This is a genomic window from Kluyvera sichuanensis (assembly GCF_040930405.1).
Taxonomy (GTDB): domain Bacteria; phylum Pseudomonadota; class Gammaproteobacteria; order Enterobacterales; family Enterobacteriaceae; genus Kluyvera; species Kluyvera sichuanensis.
Genome location: NZ_CP162271.1, coordinates 745,646 through 770,854, shown reverse-complemented (window position 1 = coordinate 770,854; position 25,209 = coordinate 745,646). Strand labels below are relative to the sequence as shown.

Genomic DNA, 25,209 nt, shown 5'->3' with positions numbered 1-25,209 from the left:
CGGTTCAGCGCAGCTCGATCATTGGACGGCCACCGCGCGCGGTCACCAGTTCACCGATGGCGGTCAGGTTGATACCAAATTCCGCTGCCGCCGCATGCACCGCCTCTTCGGCGTCCGGTGTGACCGCCAGCAGCAGGCCGCCGGAGGTTTGCGGGTCGCAGAGCAGCGCGCGCTGTGAGGCCGTCATGGTGCCCATCAGGTGACCATAGCTGGCAAAGTTACGCTCGGTCCCGCCCGGCACGGCGCCAAGCTCAATATATTCGGCAACGCCCGGCAGTTTCGGCACCGCGTCGAAGTCAATCTGTGCCTGGACGCCTGCGCCCTGGCACATTTCGCTCAGGTGGCCGAGCAGACCAAAACCGGTCACATCGGTCATCGCTTTAACGCCTTCGATATTGGCAAACGCCGAGCCCACCAGGTTCATCTGGCACATCACTTCCGTTGCCAGCCCCTGGTGCTCTGGCTTCAGCAGCGATTTTTTCTCGGCGGTGGTCAGTACGCCAATCCCCAACGGTTTGGTCAGGAACAGCTTGCAGCCCGCCTGCGCGGTACTGTTTTTCTTCACGCGCTCGGTCGGGACGATACCGGTGACCGCCAGGCCGAAAATCGGTTCCGGCGCGTCGATGGAGTGGCCGCCCGCCAGCGCAATACCGGCCTGTTTGCAGGCAAAGCGCCCGCCTTCAGTCACTTCACGGGCAATTTCCGGTGCCAGGGTGTTAATTGGCCAGCCGAGGATGGCAATCGCCATAATCGGCTTACCGCCCATCGCGAAGATATCGCTGATGGCGTTGGTCGCCGCAATGCGGCCAAAGTCGAACGGGTTGTCGACAATTGGCATAAAGAAATCGGTGGTGCTGATGACCGAGGTACCGTTACCCAGGTCGTAAACGGCGGCATCGTCGCGAGTTTCGTTACCGACAAGCAGGTTCGGGTCGATAAACTTCGTCTGCTCGCTGTGCAGGATAGTCTCCAGCACCTTCGGTGAAATTTTACAACCGCAACCCGCTCCGTGGCTGTACTGCGTTAAACGAATGGCCTGCTCGCTCATGGACAACTCCTGTCATTGCTCTGGCATTTGCATAGGGGCTGTATGTTAACGCCAGAACAGAGCCGTGATAAGTACGACTGTCTGAATTCGCGGGCAGTTGCCTATATTCCAGACAATCGTAACGGTTTTTTTAAAGATAACGCACGAACGGTGCCGTATCCGGGAAGGTAATGGTCGTCGACGCTTTGAGTTGCGGCGTGCCGAGATAGAGGAAGCCGACGATTTTATCCTGCTCGCCACATTGCAGCCCTTCACGCACCACCGGACTTTCGGTCAGCGCACCGCTGCGCCAGATGCCGTTAAAGCCCTGAGCAACGGCGGCCATCTGCATCGCCATCACCGCGCAGCCTGCCGACATTTCCTGCTCCCACTTCGGCACTTTTGGGTGATCCTGGCATTTGGCAATCACGGTGATGATCATCGGCGCGCGGAACGGCGCATTGCGCGCTTTTTCGATAGCCTTCTCATCGCTTTGCGCAGCAATCGCGCCCTGCTCCAGCAGCTGGCTGAAACGCTCGCGGCCTGTGCCTTCAATCACCACAAACTGCCACGGCTGCAAGGTGCCGTGATCCGGAGCGCGCATCCCGGCGCGGAGGATGTTTTCCAGCGCTTCGCCTGCCGGTGCGGGCTCTGCCAGACGGGAAGCGCTGCGGCGATTAACGAGTAGTTCAAGTGCGTCCATTGAGTAACCCTCTCATGTTATTTTTCATAAAATTAACATGCGCGAGGATTTTGTTACAGCGCCGAAGGCGATTCCTGCTGACAAGCGGCGGCGGTCTATTTAGGATAGCCACACGTTTTGCCGTTTCGGTAAACCTTTTATTTCTTGCAGGGAGAATACATGCGAACCCTATGGCGCTTTATTGCCGGATTCTTTAAATGGACGTGGCGGCTGCTCAACTTCGTACGCGAGCTGGTGCTGAACCTGTTCTTTATTCTGCTAGTGCTGGTTGGCGTCGGCATCTGGTTGCAGGTCAGTAGCAGCACCACCAGCGAGCGTAGTAGCCGCGGTGCGCTGCTGCTGGATATCAGCGGCGTGGTGGTGGATAAGCCTTCCGCCAGCAGCAAGCTTAGCGTGATTGGCCGCCAGATTTTCGGCGCCAGCAGCGATCGCCTGCAGGAAAACTCGCTGTTTGATATCGTGCAGACCATTCGCCAGGCGAAAGACGACCGCAATATCACCGGCATCGTGCTGGATCTGAAAAACTTCGCCGGTGGCGATCAGCCGTCGATGCAGTATATCGGCAAGGCGCTGCGCGAATTCCGCGACACCGGCAAACCGGTTTACGCCGTCGGTGATAGCTACAGCCAGGGGCAATATTATCTGGCGAGCTTCGCCAACAAAATCTGGCTGTCGCCGCAGGGCGTGGTTGACCTGCACGGTTTCGCCACCAACGGCCTGTACTACAAGTCGCTGCTCGATAAGCTGAAGGTCTCAACCCACGTCTTCCGCGTCGGCACCTATAAATCCGCCGTTGAGCCGTTTATCCGTGACGATATGTCCCCTGCCGCACGCGAAGCGGACAGCCGCTGGATTGGTGAGCTGTGGCAGAACTACCTGAATACCATTGCCGCTAACCGTCAGATTACCGCGCAGCAGGTCTTCCCTGGCGCGCAGGGGCTGCTCGACGGGCTGCGTAAAGCGGACGGCGACACGGCAAAATACGCACTCGACAACAAGCTGGTTGATGCGCTGGGCTCAAGCGCGGATATCGAAAAAGCGATGACCAAAGCGTTTGGCTGGAGCAAGGCCGATAACAACTATCGTGCCGTCAGCATGTATGACTACGTGGTGAAAACCCCGGCAGATACCGGCTCAAGCATCGCCGTTATCTTCGCAAACGGCGCCATTATGGACGGTGAAGAAACCCCGGGTAACGTCGGCGGCGACACCACCGCGTCGCAGATTCGCGATGCGCGTCTGGATCCGAAAGTGAAAGCCATCGTACTGCGCGTGAACAGCCCTGGCGGCAGCGTTAGCGCCTCTGAGGTGATCCGCGAAGAGCTGGCAGCAGCCAAAGCGGCTGGCAAACCGGTCGTGGTCTCGATGGGCGGTATGGCCGCTTCCGGTGGCTACTGGATCTCTACGCCAGCGGATTACATCGTCGCCAGCCCAAGCACGTTGACCGGCTCTATCGGTATCTTCGGGGTGATCAACACCGTTGAAAACACGCTGGATTCCATCGGCGTGCACACCGATGGCGTGGCAACCTCACCGCTGGCCGATATGGCGGTGACCAAAGCCCTGCCGCCTGAAGTGCAGCAGATGATGCAGCTCAGCATCGAAAACGGCTACAAGCGCTTTATCACTCTCGTGGCGCAGGCGCGTAAGAGTACGCCAGAGGCAATCGACAAGATTGCGCAGGGCCACGTGTGGACCGGTGAAGATGCGAAGGCTAACGGGCTGGTTGATAGCCTCGGTGATTTCGACGATGCAGTGGCAAAAGCCGCTGAACTGGCGAAAGTGAAATCCTGGCATGTTGACTACTATCAGAGCGAACCGACGTTCTTTGATATGGTGATGGATAGCGTATCCGGTTCGGTACGTGCCTCGCTGCCTGAGGCCGTGCAGGCCTATCTGCCTGCCCCGCTGGCGGCTGCTGCCAATACGGTAAAAGCCGAGAGCGACAAGCTGGCGGTGTTTAACGATCCGCAAAATCGCTATGCATTTTGCCTGACCTGCGCCAATATTCGCTAATCGCAATCCCCTCCACATGGAGGGGATTTTCTTTCGATTAATCAATAGACGACCCCATGCAAAAAAAATCTATTTACGTCGCCTACACCGGCGGGACCATCGGGATGCAGCGCTCTGACCACGGCTACATTCCGGTTTCCGGTCATCTCCAGCGCCAGCTGGCGCTGATGCCCGAGTTCCATCGCCCCGAAATGCCGGACTTTACGATCCACGAATACGACCCGCTGATGGACTCTTCCGACATGACGCCAGAAGACTGGCAGCACATCGCTGACGACATCAAAGCGCACTACGACGAGTACGACGGTTTTGTGATTCTGCACGGCACCGACACCATGGCGTTCACCGCCTCGGCGCTCTCGTTTATGCTGGAGAACCTCGGCAAACCGGTTATCGTTACCGGTTCACAGATCCCGCTGGCCGAGCTGCGTTCCGACGGGCAGATCAACCTGCTGAACTCGCTGTACGTCGCCGCGAACTACCCGATTAACGAAGTGACCCTGTTCTTCAATAATCGCCTTTATCGCGGTAACCGCACCACCAAGGCGCACGCCGACGGCTTTGATGCTTTCGCTTCGCCAAACCTGCAGCCACTGCTGGAAGCCGGGATCCATATCCGCAAATTGGGCACCCCGCCTGCACCACACGGTGAAGGCGAACTGGTTGTGCACCCGATTACGCCACAGCCGATTGGCGTGGTGACGATTTATCCCGGTATCTCCGCCGATGTGGTACGTAACTTCCTGCTCCAGCCGGTTAAAGCGTTGATTCTGCGCTCTTACGGCGTGGGCAATGCCCCGCAAAACGGCGTTTTCGTCAATGAACTGGCGGAAGCAAGCAAGCGCGGCATCGTGGTGGTGAACCTCACCCAGTGCATGTCTGGCAAAGTGAACATGGGCGGCTACGCCACCGGTAACGCGCTGGCGCAGGCGGGTGTGATTAGCGGCTCTGACATGACGGTAGAAGCCACGCTGACCAAACTGCACTATCTGTTAAGCCAGGGGCTGGATGCCGACGCTATCCGCAGCGCCATGCAGCAGAACCTGCGCGGTGAACTGACGCCGGACGAGTAAGGAGAGCGAGATGACGCAACGCGCACTGTTATTGGTCGATTTACAAAATGATTTCTGCGCCGGTGGGGCACTTGCCGTCGCCGACGGTGACAGCACCGTCGACGTGGCAAATCTGCTCATCCGCGCCGCGAAGATTCGCGGTGATGTGGTCGTCGCAAGCCAGGACTGGCACCCCGCCAACCACGGCAGCTTTGCCAGCCAGCACGCGGTAGCCGTCTACAGCCAGGGCACGCTCGATGGCCTTCCGCAGACCTTCTGGCCGGATCACTGCGTGCAGCACAGCGACGGCGCGGCGCTGCATCCGCTGTTGACGACTCAGGAGATCGATGCCGTGTTCCACAAAGGTGAAAGCGTCAATATCGACAGCTACAGCGCCTTTTTCGACAACGGGCATCGCCAGAAAACCGGTCTCGACGCATGGCTGCGTGAGCGCGGTATCGACGAGCTTGTGGTGTTGGGGCTGGCAACCGATTACTGCGTGAAGTTCACCGTGCTGGATGCATTACAGCTTGGCTATACGGTCAACGTTATCACCGACGGCTGCCGCGGCGTCAATATTCAGCCGCAGGACAGCGCCAATGCGTTTATGGAGATGACGGTCGAGGGAGCTACGCTGTATACGCTCGACGACTGGCTGGAAATTCAGGGCTGAAATACGCCGACAGGTTCTTTCCTGTCGGCGGGTTGTCTCAGGCCAGTGTTGAAATCGCTTCCAGTGATACCTTGCGCGTTTCGATGCCAAAACAAAACAGAATTAGCGCGCAGAAAACCAACGTCACGCCGAGGACGATAAAGACCGTAACCGAACCGTAGTGAGTCAGCAGGACAGCAACACCGTACGGCGTAAATACCGCCACGATTCTCCCCACCGCGTTCACAAAACCCGAACCTCGCAGCCTGAGATGCGTTGGCCACAATTCCGGCACATACACCGCCGAGGCAAAACAGACGTACATATACAGAAAGAAAATCATCACCAGGCCATAGCTTAAAATGGCCCACTCCTCGGTTTGTATTGAATAGACGTAACCAAGTAACGCAATAATCAGCAGCAGCGATGAGCCAAACAATCGCCGTGGAAAACGGTCAATAATCAGCGCGGCAATAAATATCCCCGCTGGGGCGCCTATCATAATAATCGCGGTCATAAAGATAGATTTCGTCACGTCGATCCCCGAGTTAACAAAAATCGTCGGGATCCACACCGTGATGGTATAGAGCGAAATGTTCATCGCGATAAGCACCGTAATGGCCACCAGGGTACGCCGCAGCATCTGACCTTTAAACAAAAGCCAGAATGAACCGCTTTCCGTACATTGCTCCGTTGTCAGACCCGAGTTCTGGCAGAGAGGCAAGGTGATATTTTTCTCTTTCTCAATTTGTGACTCTACGTGCAAAAGATGTTTTTCGGCCGCGCGTCCTTGCCCCTTGCCAGCCAACCAACGAGGCGATTCGATGAAATATTTCCCCGACAGATACCAGGCCAGCAGCATTGCCGCACCGCCCAGCAGAAACATCATCCGCCAGCTTAAAAAAGCAATGACCACAACGCCAATGGCCGCCGACAGCATAGGCGACCAGTTACCGACAAACGATAGACGTGCAGACCATTTCCCACGTACAGATGGCGGGATAAATTCAGTAAATGAAGCATAGCCCACCATAATCAGCGCCCCCATTCCAATGCCCATCAGACAGCGGAAAAGGATCAACCAGTACATGTCAGGCACAAAAGTTGCTGCGCAAGCTGATACCCCGACAATCAATAAATTTACGCGAAACGCTTTACGCCGGCCGAGATAATCGCCAATAAAGCCACCGGTCAGCGAGCCAATAAAATAACCAAACATCAGCGCTGAGGTAAATGCTGCATTAAGGTAATTATTTGACCAACCGTTGCTGACTAATTTTGCCAGCACGACATTCCCAGAATAACTGAGGAAACCGGTGATTAATAAACTAAAACTGATAATGCCGAAAATACGAAAATGAAATCGAGATAAAGGTAAGCGGTCTAATCTTGCGCCGATAGGGTCACATTGTTCCATCTGGATGCCTCAAATTCAGCTAAAATATAAAGTATGACGATCGCGGCAGAATAATTTTGCCGCGCCATCCATCATCATTAAAATTTTATGGCATTGCCCAGGTGCAAACTAAAATAGTACTGACACGAACAGCATTAAAGTTAATAAACGAGTTGAATATTATTTTCTTTACAAAATGCTATCCATTCTGCACCTGGTGCCTTATTGGTAATAAGGTAATTGATATGGCTAAAATCTACCAACTGGACGAATGCTTTACGATCGAACTTGGAGTGATCGATCAGCAACGCCACTTCCGTTGCTTGACGGATCATGGTTTTCTTAATTTCCGCCTCGGCTTCGTTAGAGTCCAGCGCACCGCTCTGCATATCTAACCCTTTACAACTCATCACCATAATATCAACGTGGTAACGGCTGATAATTTCCTTGGTGATCCTTCCCTGCAGCGACAGCGTATTCTTATTCAGTTCACCGCCTGTAGAAACAACCTTAATTTCCGACTGCGCTAGTTCATGAAAGGCTTCCGCCGAATTAGTTAACAGTGTTAGATCGTTTCTATCTTTCAGTAGCTTCAATAATTCCATCGCCGTACTGCTGGAATCAGCAGCCATAGTGGTTTTATTTTTAATAAAAGGTAGTGCGTTACGAGCAACGGTCTGCTTCTCTTCAAAGAAAGACTTGGCTCGTTTATAAAAATGAATGTTATCGGACAATGCGGTGGTATTTAATACTGCGCCGCCATATGTACGGGTCAAAAAACCTTCATCTTCGAGTTTTTCCAGATCGCGGCGAATCGTTTCCTCAGTAACCTGAAAAATCGAACTTAAATGTGAAACCGCCACTTTCTTATCATTAACCACCATTTGCTTGATGGCCTGAATTCTGTCTTTAGCCGCCACAATGACACCTCTGTTTCCTGCAAACTAATAATAAGACCCTAGTATCTCACAGGCTATGTTTACTTTCAAAAAAACATGTCTGAATCACAGATTTTAATACTTTTTTACACAGAAACAGAGGCCAATAACATCTTTCTTATTTTGTATCTAATGCCTCAGCCATTCGTCTCATCAATAATGAATCGTCATCCGTCAGGGCGATAGTTAGGGCTTCGACATTCTCACGCACCTGTTCTGGCGCCGTTGCGCCGCTCAGTAAGGTGATGAGATCGCTTTGCTTTAGAATCCACGCCAGCGCCAGCGCGGGGATCGTGCAGCGGTATTTTTCACACAGCGGCTGCCACTGCTCGAGCATATCAATCACCCGCAACATATTTTCCCGCTGAAACCAGACTTTGTTAGCCCGCGCGCCGCCGGGTACATAATCCCGGGCGATAGTACCGGTCAATAGCCCCTGCTCTAGCGGTGAATAGACCTGCACGATGATGCCATTCTGTTGGCATAGCGGTAGCAATTCCGTTTCAAGCGCCCGGTCAAGGATGCTGTACTTGGCCTGGATGATATCCAGCTCACCGTGTTTGAGATACTCCCTGATATGCCCGGCATCGACGTTCGCCGCACCAATCGAACGGATTTTCCCCTCTTTTTTCAGCGCGTTCAGCGTATCGACGGTTTCCGCAATCGGTGTAAAGCAGGGCTCGACCGACTGCCAGTGAGTCATATAAATATCAATGCTATCGATACCCAATCTTTGCAGGCTGGCGTCCACCTCTTCGCGGATCGACTCGGGTGAGAGGTTTTTATACAGCTGACGATCGCCTACTTTATTAAACAGGCTGCCTGTTCTCTCCCAGACGATACCGCATTTAGTTTCAACCACAATATCGTTACGCGGTAGCTTTTTCAGCGCCTGCCCCACAATCACTTCACTGTTGCCGAAGTTGTAGCCTGGCGCGGTATCAATCAGATTAATACCGCAGCGGTGCGCCTCAACAATGGTGTCGATGCAAACCTGCAGGTCGAGATCGCCGTTCCATGCCGGGCCGCCGCCAATGGCCCATGTTCCTAACCCCATGCGGGAAAGCGTGATATCCGTGCTACCTAAAGGAATCATTTTCATCTGCCGTTATTACCCTTCATATTCATCGAGAAGTTGTTCCACCAGTTTTCTATTCTTCACGCCCGTTGTAGCGCCTACGCTCAGTACCGATATCGCCGCCGTTGCGTTAGCAAACAGCGCGCAGTCGCGAAGCGGTTTACCTTCAAGGAGCGCGGAGATAAACCCAGAAGCAAAATTATCCCCTGCGCCAATGGTGTCGATGGCGGTAATTCCCGACACCGCCGGGACCTCCATTTTCATATCGGCACGCTTGATAAAACAGCCTCTCTTGCCGGTCTTAATCACTACCGTCTTCACGCCGCAGTTCAGGAAACTATCGGCGATCTCATCCAGCGTCTTTTTCCCAGTGAGTAGTTTTGCCTCTTCAAAATTGGGAAACAGATAATCCACGTAGCTCAGCGCCTGACGAATATCTTCCAGCGTTTCGTTAAGCCGCGGCTTAATCATGTCAGCGCAGATAATTAACTGCTGTGCTTTTGCCTGAGTGAAAATCGTCGTTAACGCTTTACCATCAAGCAGTGGACTATTAAAAATACTCGCCAGCGACAGCAGTTTTGCCTGAGGAAAGCGGTCAAAATCAACATCGTTAATATTCAGTTTCCACAGACTACCGTTGCGGTTGGTCACAAACGTACGCTCACCATCGGCAGTGACTAAGCCCACGTTAATGGAAGTATCAATATCGGCATCCTGCTTCAGGCTCTGAATATCGATATTCTCCCGGCGACAGTGGTTGAGAATAAAATGACCTGCAGCGTCATCCCCCACTCTACTCATTAACGCTGTACGGTGGCCAAGACGAGAAATAATCGTCGCTTCATTTATCGCGTCACCTCCCGTCGTCATCGCAATGCGTTCTAAAGGATAAGAGTCGACATCAAAAATATTTTTACTCACCGGTTGTAAAGGGATATCAACAATAGCCGCCCCTATACAAATAACCTCGATATTATCCATATTGTCATTCCGCTTTACCGTCAGAGCCAAACAGTTTGATTTTTTCCAGCGCTCGCGCTTTAACCGCGTTGCGAACTTCACGCTCAACGTGCAGGAACGGCTGATGCTGGTTCTCCTGTACTGCCACCATTGCCGCCTGACACAGTTCGGTATGAATATTGATTTTCGAGATACCTAATGAAATGGCTTTCTTGATATCCGCATCGCTAATGCCGGACGCGCCGTGCAGTACCAGCGGAACGGAGACTGCCTCGCGTACGCGCTTAACCACGTCAAAATTCAGTTTCGGTTCAGAGGTATAGACACCGTGTTGGTTACCAATCGCCACCGCTAAAGAATCGCAGCCGGTACGCTCGACAAACTCCGCCGCCTGGCTCGGGTCGGTATAGTGATAACCCGCCAGCGCTTCTTCATAAACCGTTTCATTCCCCACGTGGCCCAACTCCGCTTCAACCGGAATGCCCAGCGGATGGAAGAAGTCCACCGCCTCTTTGGTCAGGCGAATATTCTCCTCAAAATCAAAGGCGGAGGCATCGCGCATCAGCGAGTTCATACCGTGGGTCCAGGCATTATGGATAATTTCCATGCTGCGCCCGTGATCCCAATGGGTAATAACAGGCACCGAGGCTTTTTTCGCCATCGAAACCATCATATGAGAAAAATCTTCAAACGAGGTGTTACCCACAAATCCGGTGCCGAAGGAGATAATCACCGGTGATTTAGACTCCTCGGCCGCATCAATAACCCCCATTAACATTTCCGCATTCCACACGTTAAAGTGGGCAATTGCATAATGTTTATCCTGGGCATCGTTTTCCCAATATTTAATATCTGCCAGCATGTTTATTTCTCCCTTTTTGATAAATTAATGGTTTACTTTAATAACGCCTTTGATAATTTCGCGTTTGTTATTGACTGACTCATCAAACGCGCGCTGAACATCTTCATAATCATAAATATGCGTCACCATTGATTTGACATCGAAACGCCCGGAGGAGATGGCTTCAATGGTGACCGGATAACGGTTGGCGTAGCGGAAAACAGTCTGAATTGAAACTTCACGGTTAATTTTGAGGAAATTAATCGCGGAATCACCGGGAACTGTACCAACAATCATGATTTTCCCACCGCGCATGACCAGATACGGGGCCTGCTTAACGGTGATTGCCGAACCGGCAGTTTCAAAAACAATGTCGGCCCCCATATCGCCGGAGAACTGCTGACAGCGGGCAACGGTGTCCTCTTTGGCCCCATTGACAACGGTCGTCGCGCCAAGTTGCTCAGCCATCGCCAGACGTTTTTCCAGCACATCAACAACGGCGATGTCGGTTGCCCCCAGGCATTTACAGGCTTGCAGGGTCATTAAACCAATACAACCGGCCCCCAGAATGACGATTTTCTTGCCCGGTTTAACGTCCGCCAGCATGGCGGCATGCATCCCTACGGCCGCAGGTTCTACCAGCGCGCCTTCCATGGTGTCCATGTTATCGGGGAGTTTGTAAGTGAAACTCTCCGGATGGCACAGATAGTGGGTTAACGCACCGCGATAATTAGGCTGCGTGGCCATAAAGTCCACATCTGGGCAGATGTTGTATTTCCCCTCCAGACAGTAGCGACAGTGACCGCACGGCACGCCGGGTTCAATGTTCACTCGGTCGCCCGGTTTAAATTTACTGACACGATTTCCTACCGCCACCACTGTACCGGCGCATTCATGCCCGAGGCCAATTTCCTGGTTTGGGTCTTTCGGTGGCATAAAGGGACCTGATTCAAAACCGTGAACATCTGAACCGCAAATACCAACGTATTCAATTTTGATCAATACTTCATGCTCTTTAGGTACCGGGATATCGGCGGTGATAATTTTCATTGTGCCCGGTGTTTTTAATATTGCTTTTGAGTTTTTCATTTTATTTCCCTCAATATTATTTGCTGGTAACCGCATCAATCCCGAGACTTTCGACAGAGACGCCTTTGGTTTCAATTCCGATGGTAGCAATGGCGACAGCAACAATAATGGAGACCGCCCCAAGCAGCACGAACACGCCCGTCACGCCGTAACCGTTAAGCAATACTGCGACCGCATAAGGCGCAGCTATACCGCTAATGCGCCCTACCGCATTCGCCAGACCAGAACCGCGGAGCTTAGCTTCGGTCGGCCATATTTCCGGAACATAGACTGCGGAGGCGTAGCAAACGTACATATAGACAAACGTAATCAGGAAGAAGCCAATTAGCGTAATTAGCAACATGCTAGTTTGCAGTGAATAGACATACCCCAGCACAGCAATTAATACTAATAATCCTACCCCCATAGTTTTTCTAGGTATTTTATCCATTATCAACATGGCGATGAAAATACCAAACGGCGCACCGAACATACTCATGGTATTTAAAACAATGGAATCTTTTAAATTAATACCCTGAGTCATAAATATGGTCGGCAACCAGTTAATTAAGGTGTACTGCACAACGTTCATGGCGATCAGGACAAAAGAACCTAAAATAACGCGTTTCAATAATACGCCGGTTAATAAGGCCGAATAAGGCACCGCGTGTGGGGCTTTGCCGTCATCTTCAATCATCACTGGCGGTAACGGCTTGCCGGTCTGCCTAACCACACCTTCTTCAATGGCCCGCATGACCTTTTCTGCTTCAACGTAACGTCCGCGAGACTCCAGCCAACGAGGCGATTCAGGGAAACTACGCCAGGCAATAACGGTCGCTATCAGCGACAGGATTGCCGGGATCAGCAGTTGCACACGCCAATTCCATTCCGCGCTAATGAGTGGCGTCAGACCCATCGCAATCAGAGAGCAGAGCGGATAAGACCAGTTGCCGATAAAGGAGACCCGGCTTGACCAGGTGCCGCGATTTCTACCGGGCATATATTCGGTGAACCCAGCAAAAAGGGTCACCAGCAGTGCGCCTAATCCAACCCCCATGACAAAACGGCAGGCGATCAGGAAGGTCATATTCGGTGAAAAAGCCCCTATGACCATGGCAATAATATGAATCGCTTCATACAGGATAAACGCGTTTTTACGCCCGATTTTATCGCCTATGATCCCGCCGCCAAGCGCGCCGAGAAACATTCCCGCCGTCGTGATGGCAGAAAACGTAGCGGTTGTGGCGTTATCGGTCCAACCAAGTTCTTTTAATTGCGCGAGAATTAACCCGCCGACGGCATTACTCCAGCAGACCAGTAATCCGAAGGCGACCATGGCAAACATCGACGAGTGCCAGCGGCAATCTGGCAGCCTGTCCAGCCTCGCGCCGCAGTGCGGTTTTGCTATCTGTTCCATCCGGGAACCTTCCTTTAATAAATGGGGTTATTCATCAAAGTCGTAAGTCATAATGACTTTAATCGCGGTTTTATCGACCATGGCGTCAAATCCTTCGCGCCATTGCGACAGGCCAATACGGTGGGTAATCATCGGTTTAACGTTAATTGCGCCGCTGGCCAGCAGGCGAATGGCGTTACGCCAGGACGTGGAGTCGTAGGCCATATGGCCAATAATGCTTTTGTTCCACGCGGTGATGTCGTTGATAGAGAAATCGAGAGGTTTAAAGCCCATACCAACGCGAACCACTTCACCGTTGGGACGCAGCATTTCAATGGACTGTTTGAGAGCGATATTGGCGCCGGAGCATTCGATAACCAGTCCCAGATTGTCTTTACCGCAGATATCCTGGCAGCGAGCCACCACATCTTCGGTTGAACCGTTGACTACCGCTGTCGCCCCCAGTGCTTTAGCGATAGGGAAGCGCACCGCGACATCCTCTTCTAGCCCAACCATCACGATATTTACCGCTCCCATGATGCGCGCCATTTGCACGGAAAAGAGTCCTAATGGACCGGTGCCGAAGACCACAACGTCCTGACCTGGAAGAAATTTGGATTGTTGAGCGATAGATTTGTAGGCGTTACAAATAGGATCCAGTACCGCAGCTTCTTCATAATCCACCCCCTGCGGGATCTCCCACAGCGCGTGGCGGTGAATTTTGAGGATTTCCCCCGGTACCAGGCAATATTTCGAGAACCCTCCCCCCCATGTGTTGTTATCAAGGCCTAAGTTCACTTTTTCTGTACAACACAGAAAATCACCCTGTTCACAGGCCGGACAAACGCCACAGACGTGTCCGCTGTTATCGGAAACCACACGCTGACCGACTTTCCAGTCCTTAACTTTGTCCCCGACACGGACAATTTTACCTGCAAATTCGTGGCCGCGAATCGAGTTGAATTGGTCGGAACCGCTGTCAACGTTGTAATGCTTCATATCCGCGCCGCAGATAGCCGCGGCTTTGATTTCAATCACTACGTCATCCGGACCACAAACTGGCTCCGGTACATCAATCATCTTATAGCCACCAAAGGCCTTACCAAATCTTGCCAGTGCTTTCATTGCGTCTTCCTTTGTTGATAGATTTTGCATCAGTGGGAGCAATACTTAACCACAAAATCTTTAAGGTCAACGCAAAATCTTTAAAACACAGATATTGATCTGCATTTCACAACTTAGATCACAAATACGCCCGGGTACAGATCAACGAATCGCTTGCCTCTGTGCTGATGTAGCCGTGAACACCTTCGCAGTTTTAGACCATGGAAGGTGCTAGCCTGCTTAGGCTGTTTTTTCGCCACGCCATTTACGTGGCGTGTTTGCTTTTTTAATGTCAAAGAGGACCGTTTATGAAATTTTTGCCTTTGCTGGCAGCATTACCCCTGCTCTGCGCCTCGGTTGTTTCCGCGAATTCCTTGATGTCCGTCGGCTACTTCAACGGTGGCGGTGACGTGACGGCGGGGCCCGGTGGCGACATCGATAAGCTCGACGTTCGCCAGATTACCCACCTGAACTACTCGTTTGGCCTTATCTACAACGACGAGAAAGACGAAACCAACGACGCGTTAAAAGACCCAACCAAACTGCACCAAATCTGGCTTTCGCCGAAAGTGCAGGCCGATTTAGAAAAAATTCCTACGTTGCGTAAACAGAACCCCGATCTGAAAGTGCTGCTGTCCGTCGGCGGCTGGGGGGCTCGCGGCTTCTCCGGCGCGGCGGCCACGCCAGAATCCCGGGCGGTGTTTGTCCGCTCGGTGCAGGATGTGGTGGCAAAATATGGTTTAGACGGTATCGACCTTGACTGGGAATACCCGGTCAACGGCGCGTGGGGTCTGGTCGCCAGCCAACCGGCGGACCGGGATAACTTCACGACGCTGCTTAAAGAACTGCGCGACGCGTTTGGTCATAAAAAGCTGGTGACCATTGCCGTAGGCGCCAATGCGGAAAGCCCGAAAAGCTGGGTGGACGTGAAAGCCATTGCGCCACTGCTCGATTACATCAACCTGATGACCTACGACATGGCGTACGGTACTCAGTATTTCAACTCCAACCTTTATGATTCGACCCAGTGGCCAACGGTAGCCGCGGCGGATAAGTACAGCGCCGACTTTGTGGTGAATAACTATCTGGCTGCCGGGCTGAAGCCAAGCCAGATGAACCTCGGCATCGGTTTCTATGGCCGAGTGCCAAAACGTACGGTTGAGCCGGGCATTGACTGGAGCAAGCCGGATGCACAGAAAAACCCGGTGACCCAGCCTTACTTTGGGCCGCATGAGGTGGATCTGTTTAAATCGCTGGGCGTAGACCTCAGCAAAGATACCTACGTGAAGTACAACGATATTGTCAGCAAACTGCTGAACGACCCGCAAAAACGCTTTACCGAGCACTGGGATGACCAGGCGAAGGTGCCATGGCTGTCGGTGCAGTCAACGGACGGCAAACCGCTGTTCGCGCTCTCCTATGAGAACCCTCGTTCGGTGAGCATCAAGGCCGAGTACATTAAGAGCAAAGGGCTGGCTGGCGCGATGTTCTGGGAGTACGGCGCCGATGACAACAACCAGTTGGCGAAGCAACTGGCCGAGTCGCTGGGGATCAAACACTAAGCCACCTGAATGACCTGGTGTCGATACTCAATACCGAGCCACCCCGGCGGCGCATTCGCTTGGCCGGGCTACAGGTTTCAGGTAGCCCGGACGAGGCGTTTCGCCGACTCCGGGGCGGTTCGGTGCCGACTCAGGTTACACCGGCGTTAAAATCCCGCTTTGTTCATGAATACGGTAACCGGCTCCCGGATGCGGCGCCTGCAACCGGGCGCTGCCGCCAAACAGCTTCTCACGCAGCGTGCCCTGGCTATACTCCTGCTTGTAAACCCCGCGCTTTTGCAGCTCTGGAATTAAGAGCTCCACAACATCGGTGAACGTTTCATGGGTCACCGCGTAGGCCAGGTTAAAACCGTCCACGTCCGTCTCTTCCACCCACGATTGCAGTTCGTCCGCCACCGTCTGTGCGCTACCCACCATCAGCGGGCCAAAGCCGCCAATGCCCACCCAATCCGCCATCGCTTTCACCGACCACTGGCGCTCCGGGTCAGCGGTTGAGAAGGTATCTACTACCGATTGAATGGCGTTGGTTTTCGCATAGGTAAAGACCTCATCAGGCTGATACTGGCCAAAATCGATCCCTGTCCAGCCGGAAATGAGCGCCAGCGCGCCTTCATAGCTGGTCCAGTTTTTATACTCCTGCCACTTCGCCTGCGCCGCTTTGTCGGTTTCACCCACGATCACCGTTTGCATATTGAAGATCAGAATGCTGCGCGGGTCGCGCCCTGCCTCTTCGGCGCGACGGCGAATATCCGCCACCGTCCGCTTCAGCGCGCTTTTCGACGGCGAGGCGACAAAAACGCACTCGGCGTGGCTGGCGGCAAACTGCTTGCCGCGACTGGAAGCCCCCGCCTGATAGAGCACCGGCGTACGCTGCGGCGAGGGTTCGCACAGGTGGTAGCCCGGCACGTCGAAAAATTTCCCGTGGTGGTTAATCGCATGAATCTTTTTTGGATCGCTGAAGATTCGTCGCTCGCGGTCGCGCAGAATTGCCCCCTCTTCCCAACTGCCTTCCAGCAGCTTGTAGATAACCTCCAGATATTCATCCGCGTAGTCGTAGCGAGCATCGTGCGCCGTCTGCGCCTGCTGGCCGATATTGCGCGCCCCGCTCTCCAGATAGGAGGTGACAATGTTCCAGCCCACGCGCCCTTTGGTTAGATGATCCAGCGTCGACAGGCGGCGGGCAAACGGATACGGGTGCTCAAACGACAGCGATGCCGTCAGGCCAAACCCCAGATGTTCGGTGACCAGCGCCATTGGCGTCACCAGCGCCAGCGGGTCGTTCACCGGCACCTGCGCCGCCTGGCGAATGGCTGCATCACCGTTGCCGTTGTAGACGTCGTAAACCCCCAGCACGTCGGCAATAAACAGGCCGTCGAACTTGCCTCGCTCCAGCAGGCGCGCCAGATCGACCCAATAATCGAGATCCTTATACTGCCAGGAGCGGTCACGCGGATGGGCCCATAGCCCCGGCGATTGGTGGCCGACACAGTTCATATCAAAAGCGTTCAGACGAATTTCACGTTGTGATGACATAGCGTTTTCCCCTTACACCCGGTCATGCCCCGGCGCAAAAATAGAGTTGGTAAAGTTACGATAACGCGAGCTGGCGACAGTCGAGCCGTTCCAGCACCGACTGCGCGACCTGCTGGGCGTGATCCGCCACCTGCGGTAGCCCCATCAGTTCGCCAAAGCGCCCTCGCGCCGCCGGACCGGCAACCCAGATGGGTAATGTGCTGCCCACCGGCTGCGACTGCGCATCCACCTCAATGCCCATACCCAGCGCGTCGGCACGAATCATCCCGGCCAGTTCAAGCGCCCGGAAAAAGGGCTGACTGCTAATCAATTGGCTATGCGCAGGCCCGGTGGTCAGCACCAGATAGTCCACCGTTTCGGACTGAGGCTGACCGCCGCGTGGCTGCAACTGCAGACGTAGCGCGTCGCCTTCCGCCGTCACAGCATTTAAGCGGGCAGCCTGTACGCGCAGCAGCCCCGCACGCTGGCGCGCGGCAATCGCCTGTGATACCTGCGGCGCAATGCGGTAGCGATGCACATCCCAAAAGCGCCGTAGATGACGTAAAAACTGCCGCTTCTCCGTCTCGCTCATCTGCTGCCAGATGGCCTGCCCCTGGCTACGCACAGTGTCCAGCACCACTTGCCAGGGCAGCCCTTGCTCTGCCGCGCGGCGAATATCCTGGCGGATGCGCGCCAACCGCTGGCGCAGCGTGCCCGCCAGATAATCCGCCGTCCACTTGGGTAAATTGATGGGTGCATTAGGCCGTGAGAGCAGACCGTGACGCGAAAAGGCGATGATCTCGCCCTGATGTCCAAGCCGTTCCAGCGAGGCCACCACGTCCCCCATGCTCAGCGCGGTGCCCATAATGGCGACCCGTGCGCTGGCGGGGATCGCCGCGAGCGCGCCGCTCTGCCATGGGTTCGCGATCAGCCGTGGGTGAGCCGCCAGTTCGCGAACGGCTCCCGGTAGCTGCGGCGGCGGATGGCTAATCGCCAGCACCAGGCTATCGGGCTGAAGCCGTTCGCCTTTTTCCGTCACCACCCGACCGTCCTGCCAGCCAACGGCGCGGTCCTGTAGATGCACCACACGACCACGATGCGCACGGGTTTCAACCCTCAGCGTGGTCTGAAGATAACGGCCAAACGCACCGCGCTGCGGATAGACGCTGCCGTCCGCAAGCAATGCCTGCGGGTCCTGTGGAAAGTCGCCGTAACGGCGATACCAGCGGTCAAACGCACCGTCGTCATCCCCGGCGAGTTGCATTCGCGCGGCGGGGACGTTAATCCGGTGCGCCGGGTCGGTAGCCGAATAGGCCACGCCCAGTCCCAGGGCATGACGAGGTTCGATAATGCTGATCCGCAGCGGGCGTGCCGCTTCGCGCAGCAGGTGGATGGCAACTGCCGTACCGCTAAACCCGCCCCCGACGATCACCACATGGGGTTCACTCATCCGTTGCTGCATAGCGTCGCCCCTTCAGCTCGCGCTGACCTGTTTGACCGGACGTTTCGCCCCGCCGATGGTTTCACCAAACGGCCCGGTGTTGAGCTGCCCCTTCGCCGAGCGCGGCTGGGTGCTGGTCGGCAACAGCGGCATCACCAGCTCCGCAAAGCGGTGCGCCTCTTCCAGATGCGGGTACCCAGAGAAGATAAAGTTAGTGATGCCCAGCGCCTGATACTCACGGATACGCTCTGCAACCTGCAGTGGACTGCCCACCAGCGCGGTGCCAGCGCCGCCGCGCACCAGTCCGACGCCCGCCCAGAGGTTCGGCGCAATACGCAGGTTGTCGCGGTTACCGTTATGCAATGCGCTCATGCGCGCCTGGCCGGTGGAGTCCATACGGGAGAAAATCTGCTGCGCCTGCGCGATAGTCTCATCATCCAGGTGCGCAATCAGTTTGTCGGCGGCGGCCCAGGCCTCTTCTTCCGTTTCCCGCACAATCACGTGCAAGCGGATGCCATACTCCAGTGTGCGTCCTTTCTCTTCAGCGCGCGCTTTCACCACCGCCAGCTTTTCCGCTACCTGTGCAGGAGGTTCTCCCCAGGTGAGATAGGCGTCAATATGATCGGCCGCCACCTCAATGGCCTGCGCCGATGAACCGCCAAAGTAGAGCGGCGGCCCGTTGCGCTGCACCGTCGGGAACAGCACTTCCGCCCCCTCGACCTGAATATGCTCACCGTGATAGTCCACTTTTTCTCCAGCCAATAGGCGGCGGTAGACGTCCAGAAATTCGTGGGTCACTTCATAGCGCTCGCTGTGGCTCAAGAAGATGCCATCGCCTTTGTTTTCCACCGGATCGCCGCCGGTAACGACGTTTATCAGCAAACGCCCTTCGGAAAGACGGTCGAGGGTAGCCGCCATCCGCGCTGCCAGCGTCGGCGGTTGCAATCCAGGGCGAACGGCCACCAGATAGCGTAAATTTCGGGTGATGGGCGCTAACGCCGCCGCCACCAGCCAGGAGTCTTCGCAGCTTTTACCGGTCGGGATCAGCACGCCGTAGTAGCCGAGGCTGTCGGCGGCCAGCGCCACCTGCTGCAGATAGGGAAGATCCACCGGGCGCCCCCCTTCGGTGGTGCCCAGATAGCGCCCATCGCCGTGGGTTGGTAGGAACCAGAAGATATTGATGTTCTCAGCGGCTTGTACGGTCATTATCCATTTCCTTTATAACTATATTTGGTATTTATAGAAGCGGTTATTTAAGTCAGTTATAAAGAGATTAGCGAAATGCGTGCCAGTTTTTTGAAGAGAAAATAACGTTTTAATTCATTGAGTTATAGAAATCATTTTCACAACAAGGTTGTTGCAAATGCAACACCGCATCGGCAAAAGTTGCTGCAATGGCGACAAATCCCGCCTTCCCCCCTCTGGCAAATTCAGCGCGCAAAAGATACCGTCCAGACAGGAATTAGCTGGAGGCTCACCATGCTCAACGCAGAACTCACATCATCAGGCCCGGAGCTGGTTGACCCCGCTTCACAGGCCTTTCAGAAGGTGCTCAATCGGCTCGCCCCAACCGACGCCACGGTACTTATCATCGGCGAAACCGGCACCGGTAAAGAGGTGGTGGCGCGCTATCTGCATCGTCATAGCCCGCGCGCCAACGCGCCGTTTCTGGCGGTGAACTGCGGGGCGTTAACCGAGTCGCTAGCAGAGTCAGAACTGTTCGGTCATGAAAAAGGCGCGTTCAGCGGCGCGACGCACCGCCATCAGGGCTGGTTTGAGGCGGCAGAGGGCGGCACCCTGCTGCTCGATGAAATTGGTGAGCTGAGCCCGGCGCTACAGGTCAAGCTACTGCGCGTCCTTCAGGAACGGGAAATTACCCGCGTCGGATCGCATAAGCCCGTTCGTATCAACGTCCGGGTGATTGCGGCGACGCATGTCGATCTTCAGCGCGCCATTCAGGAACGGCGCTTTCGTGAGGATCTCTTTTATCGCCTGAACATCGCCGCCGTTAACCTGCCGCCGCTGCGCCAGCGAAAACAGGATATCCCGGTGCTGGCCGATCACTTTATCCAGCGCTATGCCCGTCGACTCGGGCGCACCGAGCAGAAAATTGCCCCGGAAACGCTGGCAATGATGCTGGACTATCCCTGGCCGGGTAATATCCGCGAGCTGGAAAACACGCTGCATAATGCGGTATTGCTGAACCCCGATTTATGGCTACTGCCGGAACATCTGCGGCTTACGCCAGCCACGTCATCCCCCCAGCCTGCGCAGGAAGAGAGCGATGAGCTGACGGCCTTTATGCACCGTCAGCTTCAGACGCACAGCGGCGCGCTGTACGACCGTATGCTGCGGGCGATGATCCACACCGCCATGAGTCAAAGTGACAACAACCAAAGCCAGGCGGCCTCGTTGCTCGGCATGAGCCGTCACACGCTGCGTACACAGTTGGCGCATCTGGGGGTGATTAAGCAGCGGCGTAAACCCGGCGAGCTGCCGCCGCCTGCCCCGCGCGAACGCGAGTTGCGTATTGGCTACCAGCGCTTTGGCAATCTTGGCGTGCTGAAAGCGCGTCAGCTGCTGGAACAGTCGTTTGCTGATTTAGGGGTGAACGTGCTGTGGAGTGAATATCCCGCAGGCCCGCAGCTACTGCAGGCGCTGGGTAATGATGAGATAGATTTTGGTACCACTGGCGAAGCGCCGCCAATTTTCGCCCAGGCGAAGGACAACTCGCTGCTGTACGTCGCCTGGGAGCCTCCTGCCCCACGCAGCGTCGCGATGGTGGTGCCGCATGACAGCGATATCCGCTCGCCGGAGCAGCTCAAAGGCAAACGCATTGCGCTGAACAAAGGTTCCAACGTGCACTGGCTGCTGGTACAGATTCTGGAAGAGGCCGGGCTGGGGCTGGACGACGTGAAAGTGGTCTACGCGCCGCCCAAGTATCCTCTAACCGCCAGCGACTACCTGGCGGCAGACGCGTGGATGATGTGGGACCCGGTACTGAGCGCGGCGGAACGCAGCGGCACGCTACGGGTGCTGGCGACCGGCGAAGGACGGGTCAATAACCATCAGTTTTATATTACCCGTCGTCAGTACGCGCAGCATAACGAAGAGATCATCGCCGGGATCGTGGCGGCGCTGGTGAAAACCGGCAGGTTTATCGACCGTCATCGTCATGAAGCGGCACAGCTGTTGGCGAGTGAGCTGGGGCTGGATACCGGATCGCTGGCCTGCGCGCTGGCGCGACGTAGCCATCAGACCCGTGAGATGGATATGCAGGCAATACGCGCGCAGCAGACCATCGCTGACCGCTTCTACGCACTGGGCCTGCTGAACAGGCCCGTGGCGGTCAGAGAAGCGCTCTGGTATGCCAAAGCGCGGCTGATTGAACCGTGGGCGGCGGCTTAATGCTGTTTGAAGGTAGCGATGGGCTTCGGTGCAATGCCGAAGTCCTCTTTCAACTGCTGCTTGCTCTTCATCACCATTTGGCCCTGGGTATCGATGGTCATATGCTGAGCATCTTGGTTGTTGCGTGACTGCCAGAGCATCACCAGCTGTAAACAGTTCTCTTTCTGTTCCGCGGTTAACGCCACGCCGTCAGGCCATTTTCCCAGCTCCACCGCAGTGGCGAGACGCTGGTAAATTTCCGGCGTCATCGTCTCGATCATTTGCTCAATACTCATGCCCCGCTCCTTTTTTCAGGAATAATTTGCTGAATCGTTTCTTCAACCCTTAGTGGCATCGCCGTTTTCGTCATCCGTGAAGCTCAGCGACGCCGAGTTGACGCAAAAACGTTCGCCAGTCGGCTGCGGACCGTCAGGGAAAACGTGCCCAAGGTGCGCGTCGCAATTTCCACAACGGATTTCAGTACGTTGCATGCCGTGGGAGTAATCATTGAGATAACGGATGGCCGTATCGCTCACCGGCTCATAAAAACTCGGCCAGCCGCATCCAGAATCAAACTTGCTTTGGGAATGAAATAACGGCGCGTCACACACCAGGCAGTGGTAAATCCCATCGCGCTTGTTGTGCAGTAAACGCCCGGTAAACGGCGGTTCTGTGCCATGTTTCTGGGTGACATAGAACTGCATTTCACTGAGGGTATTTTTCAGTTCTTCTGGGGTGGGTTTCTTCACCATTTTGCTCACATCTCACTATGAAAAATACATTCGCCAGACGATTCTAACAAAACATTAACAATGAAGCCTGAACTTTTGTTCTAAACTTAATCGGCGTGAAAAGGCAGCCGGGTAATTGTGACTTAAATCACATTTTTATCTTCTGCGCCCTTTAAAATCCCCGGCGCCGCCCTCATGTGGTTTCAAGCTCATAGGAAGAGTGAGACACGTCAGTCGACCAAAGCTTAGGCAGAGGATTGATTTGTCGCAATGATTGACACGATTCCGCTTGACGCTGCGTAAGGTTTTTGTAATTTTACAGGCAACCTTTTATTCACTAACAAATAGCTGGTGGAATATATGACTATCAAAGTAGGTATCAACGGTTTTGGCCGTATCGGTCGCATTGTTTTCCGTGCTGCTCAGGAACGTTCTGACATCGAGATCGTTGCAATCAACGATCTGTTAGACGCAGACTACATGGCTTACATGCTGAAATATGACTCCACTCACGGCCGTTTCAACGGTACCGTTGAAGTGAAAGACGGTCATCTGATCGTTAACGGTAAAAAAATCCGTGTTACCGCTGAGCGTGATCCGGCTAACCTGAAGTGGAACGAAGCAGGCGTTGACGTTGTTGCTGAAGCAACTGGTCTGTTCCTGACTGACGAAACCGCTCGTAAGCACATTGCTGCTGGCGCGAAAAAAGTTGTTCTGACTGGTCCTTCCAAAGACAACACCCCTATGTTTGTTAAAGGCGCTAACTTTGACAAATACGAAGGCCAGGACATCGTTTCTAACGCATCCTGCACCACCAACTGCCTGGCACCGCTGGCTAAAGTTATCAACGACAACTTCGGCATCATCGAAGGTCTGATGACTACTGTTCACGCGACCACCGCTACTCAGAAAACCGTTGATGGCCCGTCTCACAAAGACTGGCGCGGCGGCCGCGGCGCAGCTCAGAACATCATCCCATCCTCTACCGGTGCTGCTAAAGCAGTAGGTAAAGTACTGCCAGAACTGAATGGCAAACTGACTGGTATGGCGTTCCGCGTTCCAACCCCTAACGTGTCCGTAGTTGACCTGACCGTTCGTCTGGAAAAAGCTGCTTCTTATGAAGAAATTAAGAAAGCAATCAAAGCTGCTTCCGAAGGCGCAATGAAAGGCGTTCTGGGCTACACCGAAGACGACGTTGTATCTACCGATTTCAACGGTGAAGTTTGCACTTCCGTATTCGATGCTAAAGCGGGTATCGCTCTGAACGACAACTTCGTTAAACTGGTTTCCTGGTACGACAACGAAACTGGTTACTCTAACAAAGTACTGGACCTGATCGCTCACATCTCCAAATAAGTTGAGATGAGAATCTGATCCAAAAAGGCGACTTCGGTCGCCTTTTTTTATGGCCAAAAATCTTAAAACACCAAGGATTGCATCATGATTAACACAATTTTCGCTCTCCCGGTCATTGAACAGCTTACCCCTGTCCTCTCCCGTCGTCAGCTTGATGAGCTGGAGCTTATCGTTGTAGACCACCCAAAAGTGAAAGCCTCCCTCGCCTTCCAGGGCGCGCACCTGCTCTCCTGGAAACCAGCGGGCGAAGAAGAAGTACTGTGGCTGAGCAACAACACTCCGTTCAAAGACGGCGTGGCGCTGCGCGGCGGCGTACCAATCTGCTGGCCATGGTTTGGCCCAGCAGCTCAACAAGGTTTCCCGGCGCACGGCTTTGCTCGTAATCTGCCGTGGGAGCTGAAAGCCCATAACGAAGACGACAACGGCGTAGTGCTGACCTTCGAACTGAAAAGCAGCGATGCAACCCGTCAATACTGGCCGCACGAGTTCACCCTGCTCGCTCGCTTCAAGCTGGGTAAAACCTGCGAGATGGAACTGGAAGCGCACGGTGAGTTCGAAACCACCACTGCGCTGCACACCTACTTCAACGTTGGCGATATTCACGCAGTGAAAGTCAGCGGCCTCGGCGACCGTTATATCGACAAAGTGCAGAACGCTGAAATTGGCGAATTGAGCGACGGCGTTCAGACCTTCCCGGATCGTACCGACCGCGTGTACCTGAACCCGGAAGCATGCAGCGTGATCAGCGATACTTCTCTGAACCGTACCATCGACGTCATCCACCACCACCACGTCAACGTCGTTGGCTGGAACCCAGGCCCAGCGCTGTCCGTCAGCATGGCCGATATGCCGGATGATGGTTACAAAACCTTCGTCTGTGTCGAAACTGCCTGCGCCAGCGCAACGCAGAAAGCCACCGAAGAAAAACCGGCTCGCCTGAGCCAGACCATCCGCGTCGTTAAACGCTAATTCCCTCCCCCTATCTCTCG

The 25,209-nt window shown here is 54.4% G+C and carries 22 protein-coding genes; 7 read left to right on the top strand and 15 right to left on the bottom strand.

What is annotated here, in order from left to right; genetic code table 11:
• Positions 1-4: 4 nt before the first annotated feature.
• Together selD and AB2B48_RS03760 are read right to left on the bottom strand one after the other, a co-directional pair.
• Positions 5-1,048: a selenide, water dikinase SelD gene (selD, locus tag AB2B48_RS03765; protein WP_220440598.1), complete on the bottom strand. Its 1,044-nt coding sequence runs from the start codon at positions 1,046-1,048 to the stop codon at positions 5-7.
• Positions 1,049-1,178: 130 nt separating this feature from the next.
• Positions 1,179-1,730: an NAD(P)H nitroreductase gene (locus AB2B48_RS03760; RefSeq protein WP_368300844.1), complete on the bottom strand. Its 552-nt coding sequence runs from the start codon at positions 1,728-1,730 to the stop codon at positions 1,179-1,181.
• A 159-nt stretch (positions 1,731-1,889) separates the two neighbouring features.
• Between AB2B48_RS03760 and sppA the strand changes: the two genes are divergently transcribed.
• From sppA to pncA, 3 genes are read left to right on the top strand one after another with little or no spacing between them, the layout of a single operon-like run.
• Positions 1,890-3,746, top strand: a complete 1,857-nt coding sequence (gene sppA / locus AB2B48_RS03755; RefSeq protein WP_368300843.1) for a signal peptide peptidase SppA — start codon at positions 1,890-1,892, stop codon at positions 3,744-3,746.
• A gap of 56 nt (positions 3,747-3,802) precedes the next feature.
• Complete coding sequence (gene ansA / locus AB2B48_RS03750) at positions 3,803-4,819, top strand: asparaginase (protein ID WP_368300842.1); 1,017 nt, start codon at positions 3,803-3,805, stop codon at positions 4,817-4,819.
• A gap of 10 nt (positions 4,820-4,829) precedes the next feature.
• On the top strand, positions 4,830-5,471 hold the full coding sequence (gene pncA, locus AB2B48_RS03745; protein ID WP_368300841.1) for a bifunctional nicotinamidase/pyrazinamidase: 642 nt from the start codon (positions 4,830-4,832) through the stop codon (positions 5,469-5,471).
• Positions 5,472-5,508: 37 nt separating this feature from the next.
• Here the strand turns inward: pncA and AB2B48_RS03740 are convergent, their stop codons facing one another.
• From AB2B48_RS03740 to AB2B48_RS03705, 8 genes are all read right to left on the bottom strand, one after another.
• On the bottom strand, positions 5,509-6,867 hold the full coding sequence (locus AB2B48_RS03740) for an MFS transporter (RefSeq protein WP_368300840.1): 1,359 nt from the start codon (positions 6,865-6,867) through the stop codon (positions 5,509-5,511).
• A 140-nt stretch (positions 6,868-7,007) separates the two neighbouring features.
• A complete protein-coding gene (locus AB2B48_RS03735; protein ID WP_368300839.1) occupies positions 7,008-7,766 on the bottom strand; it encodes a DeoR/GlpR family DNA-binding transcription regulator in 759 nt (252 codons plus the stop codon).
• A 136-nt stretch (positions 7,767-7,902) separates the two neighbouring features.
• On the bottom strand, positions 7,903-8,886 hold the full coding sequence (locus tag AB2B48_RS03730; RefSeq protein ID WP_368300838.1) for an aldo/keto reductase: 984 nt from the start codon (positions 8,884-8,886) through the stop codon (positions 7,903-7,905).
• 9 nt (positions 8,887-8,895) lie between these two features.
• Complete coding sequence (locus tag AB2B48_RS03725; RefSeq protein ID WP_368300837.1) at positions 8,896-9,843, bottom strand: carbohydrate kinase family protein; 948 nt, start codon at positions 9,841-9,843, stop codon at positions 8,896-8,898.
• Between the two features lie 4 nt (positions 9,844-9,847).
• Positions 9,848-10,684, bottom strand: a complete 837-nt coding sequence (locus AB2B48_RS03720; RefSeq protein ID WP_333011871.1) for a ketose-bisphosphate aldolase — start codon at positions 10,682-10,684, stop codon at positions 9,848-9,850.
• Between the two features lie 24 nt (positions 10,685-10,708).
• Positions 10,709-11,752, bottom strand: coding sequence for an NAD(P)-dependent alcohol dehydrogenase (locus AB2B48_RS03715; protein ID WP_368301907.1), 1,044 nt, complete (start codon positions 11,750-11,752; stop codon positions 10,709-10,711).
• 16 nt (positions 11,753-11,768) lie between these two features.
• Positions 11,769-13,148 (bottom strand): MFS transporter, encoded by a 1,380-nt coding sequence (locus AB2B48_RS03710; protein WP_368300836.1) that lies wholly within the window; start codon positions 13,146-13,148, stop codon positions 11,769-11,771.
• A gap of 27 nt (positions 13,149-13,175) precedes the next feature.
• Entirely contained in the window at positions 13,176-14,252 is a 1,077-nt protein-coding gene (locus AB2B48_RS03705) for a zinc-binding dehydrogenase (RefSeq protein WP_368300835.1), read from the bottom strand.
• A 287-nt stretch (positions 14,253-14,539) separates the two neighbouring features.
• Between AB2B48_RS03705 and AB2B48_RS03700 the strand changes: the two genes are divergently transcribed.
• Positions 14,540-15,793, top strand: coding sequence for a glycoside hydrolase family 18 protein (locus tag AB2B48_RS03700; protein ID WP_368300834.1), 1,254 nt, complete (start codon positions 14,540-14,542; stop codon positions 15,791-15,793).
• A gap of 135 nt (positions 15,794-15,928) precedes the next feature.
• On the opposite strand, the gene AB2B48_RS03695 is transcribed toward AB2B48_RS03700, so the two are convergent.
• Genes AB2B48_RS03695 through ssuD form a run of 3 tightly spaced genes read right to left on the bottom strand, consistent with a single transcriptional unit; the run spans position 15,929 to position 19,952 of the window.
• On the bottom strand, positions 15,929-17,326 hold the full coding sequence (locus tag AB2B48_RS03695) for an LLM class flavin-dependent oxidoreductase (protein ID WP_368300833.1): 1,398 nt from the start codon (positions 17,324-17,326) through the stop codon (positions 15,929-15,931).
• 55 nt (positions 17,327-17,381) lie between these two features.
• Positions 17,382-18,767 (bottom strand): FAD/NAD(P)-binding protein, encoded by a 1,386-nt coding sequence (locus AB2B48_RS03690; protein WP_368300832.1) that lies wholly within the window; start codon positions 18,765-18,767, stop codon positions 17,382-17,384.
• A gap of 12 nt (positions 18,768-18,779) precedes the next feature.
• Positions 18,780-19,952 carry an FMNH2-dependent alkanesulfonate monooxygenase gene (ssuD, locus tag AB2B48_RS03685; RefSeq protein WP_368300831.1) on the bottom strand — a complete coding sequence of 391 codons (1,173 nt, stop codon included), beginning with the start codon at positions 19,950-19,952 and terminating at the stop codon, positions 18,780-18,782.
• Positions 19,953-20,225: 273 nt separating this feature from the next.
• On the opposite strand from ssuD, the gene AB2B48_RS03680 reads away from it, so the two are divergent.
• On the top strand, positions 20,226-22,154 hold the full coding sequence (locus tag AB2B48_RS03680; RefSeq protein WP_368300830.1) for an aliphatic sulfonate ABC transporter substrate-binding protein: 1,929 nt from the start codon (positions 20,226-20,228) through the stop codon (positions 22,152-22,154).
• Here AB2B48_RS03680 and AB2B48_RS03675 read toward each other — a convergent pair.
• Positions 22,151-22,429 (bottom strand): YeaC family protein, encoded by a 279-nt coding sequence (locus tag AB2B48_RS03675; RefSeq protein WP_185665965.1) that lies wholly within the window; start codon positions 22,427-22,429, stop codon positions 22,151-22,153. The genes AB2B48_RS03680 and AB2B48_RS03675 overlap by 4 nt on opposite strands.
• Before the next feature lie 42 nt (positions 22,430-22,471).
• Entirely contained in the window at positions 22,472-22,885 is a 414-nt protein-coding gene (msrB, locus tag AB2B48_RS03670; RefSeq protein WP_220440604.1) for a peptide-methionine (R)-S-oxide reductase MsrB, read from the bottom strand.
• 339 nt (positions 22,886-23,224) lie between these two features.
• On the opposite strand from msrB, the gene gapA reads away from it, so the two are divergent.
• Entirely contained in the window at positions 23,225-24,220 is a 996-nt protein-coding gene (gene gapA, locus AB2B48_RS03665; RefSeq protein ID WP_035894601.1) for a glyceraldehyde-3-phosphate dehydrogenase, read from the top strand.
• Positions 24,221-24,304: 84 nt separating this feature from the next.
• A complete protein-coding gene (locus AB2B48_RS03660) occupies positions 24,305-25,189 on the top strand; it encodes a D-hexose-6-phosphate mutarotase (protein WP_333011882.1) in 885 nt (294 codons plus the stop codon).
• The last annotated feature ends 20 nt before the right edge of the window (positions 25,190-25,209 follow it).

Coding starts and splice junctions, on each gene's coding strand:
- selD (WP_220440598.1), bottom strand. CDS start 1,048: ATGAGCGAGCAGGCCATTCGTTTAACGCAGTACAGCCACGGAGCGGGT.
- AB2B48_RS03760 (WP_368300844.1), bottom strand. CDS start 1,730: ATGGACGCACTTGAACTACTCGTTAATCGCCGCAGCGCTTCCCGTCTG.
- sppA (WP_368300843.1), top strand. CDS start 1,890: ATGCGAACCCTATGGCGCTTTATTGCCGGATTCTTTAAATGGACGTGG.
- ansA (WP_368300842.1), top strand. CDS start 3,803: ATGCAAAAAAAATCTATTTACGTCGCCTACACCGGCGGGACCATCGGG.
- pncA (WP_368300841.1), top strand. CDS start 4,830: ATGACGCAACGCGCACTGTTATTGGTCGATTTACAAAATGATTTCTGC.
- AB2B48_RS03740 (WP_368300840.1), bottom strand. CDS start 6,867: ATGGAACAATGTGACCCTATCGGCGCAAGATTAGACCGCTTACCTTTA.
- AB2B48_RS03730 (WP_368300838.1), bottom strand. CDS start 8,886: ATGAAAATGATTCCTTTAGGTAGCACGGATATCACGCTTTCCCGCATG.
- AB2B48_RS03725 (WP_368300837.1), bottom strand. CDS start 9,843: ATGGATAATATCGAGGTTATTTGTATAGGGGCGGCTATTGTTGATATC.
- AB2B48_RS03720 (WP_333011871.1), bottom strand. CDS start 10,684: ATGCTGGCAGATATTAAATATTGGGAAAACGATGCCCAGGATAAACAT.
- AB2B48_RS03715 (WP_368301907.1), bottom strand. CDS start 11,752: ATGAAAAACTCAAAAGCAATATTAAAAACACCGGGCACAATGAAAATT.
- AB2B48_RS03710 (WP_368300836.1), bottom strand. CDS start 13,148: ATGGAACAGATAGCAAAACCGCACTGCGGCGCGAGGCTGGACAGGCTG.
- AB2B48_RS03705 (WP_368300835.1), bottom strand. CDS start 14,252: ATGAAAGCACTGGCAAGATTTGGTAAGGCCTTTGGTGGCTATAAGATG.
- AB2B48_RS03700 (WP_368300834.1), top strand. CDS start 14,540: ATGAAATTTTTGCCTTTGCTGGCAGCATTACCCCTGCTCTGCGCCTCG.
- AB2B48_RS03695 (WP_368300833.1), bottom strand. CDS start 17,326: ATGTCATCACAACGTGAAATTCGTCTGAACGCTTTTGATATGAACTGT.
- AB2B48_RS03690 (WP_368300832.1), bottom strand. CDS start 18,767: ATGCAGCAACGGATGAGTGAACCCCATGTGGTGATCGTCGGGGGCGGG.
- ssuD (WP_368300831.1), bottom strand. CDS start 19,952: ATGACCGTACAAGCCGCTGAGAACATCAATATCTTCTGGTTCCTACCA.
- AB2B48_RS03680 (WP_368300830.1), top strand. CDS start 20,226: ATGCTCAACGCAGAACTCACATCATCAGGCCCGGAGCTGGTTGACCCC.
- AB2B48_RS03675 (WP_185665965.1), bottom strand. CDS start 22,429: ATGAGTATTGAGCAAATGATCGAGACGATGACGCCGGAAATTTACCAG.
- msrB (WP_220440604.1), bottom strand. CDS start 22,885: ATGGTGAAGAAACCCACCCCAGAAGAACTGAAAAATACCCTCAGTGAA.
- gapA (WP_035894601.1), top strand. CDS start 23,225: ATGACTATCAAAGTAGGTATCAACGGTTTTGGCCGTATCGGTCGCATT.
- AB2B48_RS03660 (WP_333011882.1), top strand. CDS start 24,305: ATGATTAACACAATTTTCGCTCTCCCGGTCATTGAACAGCTTACCCCT.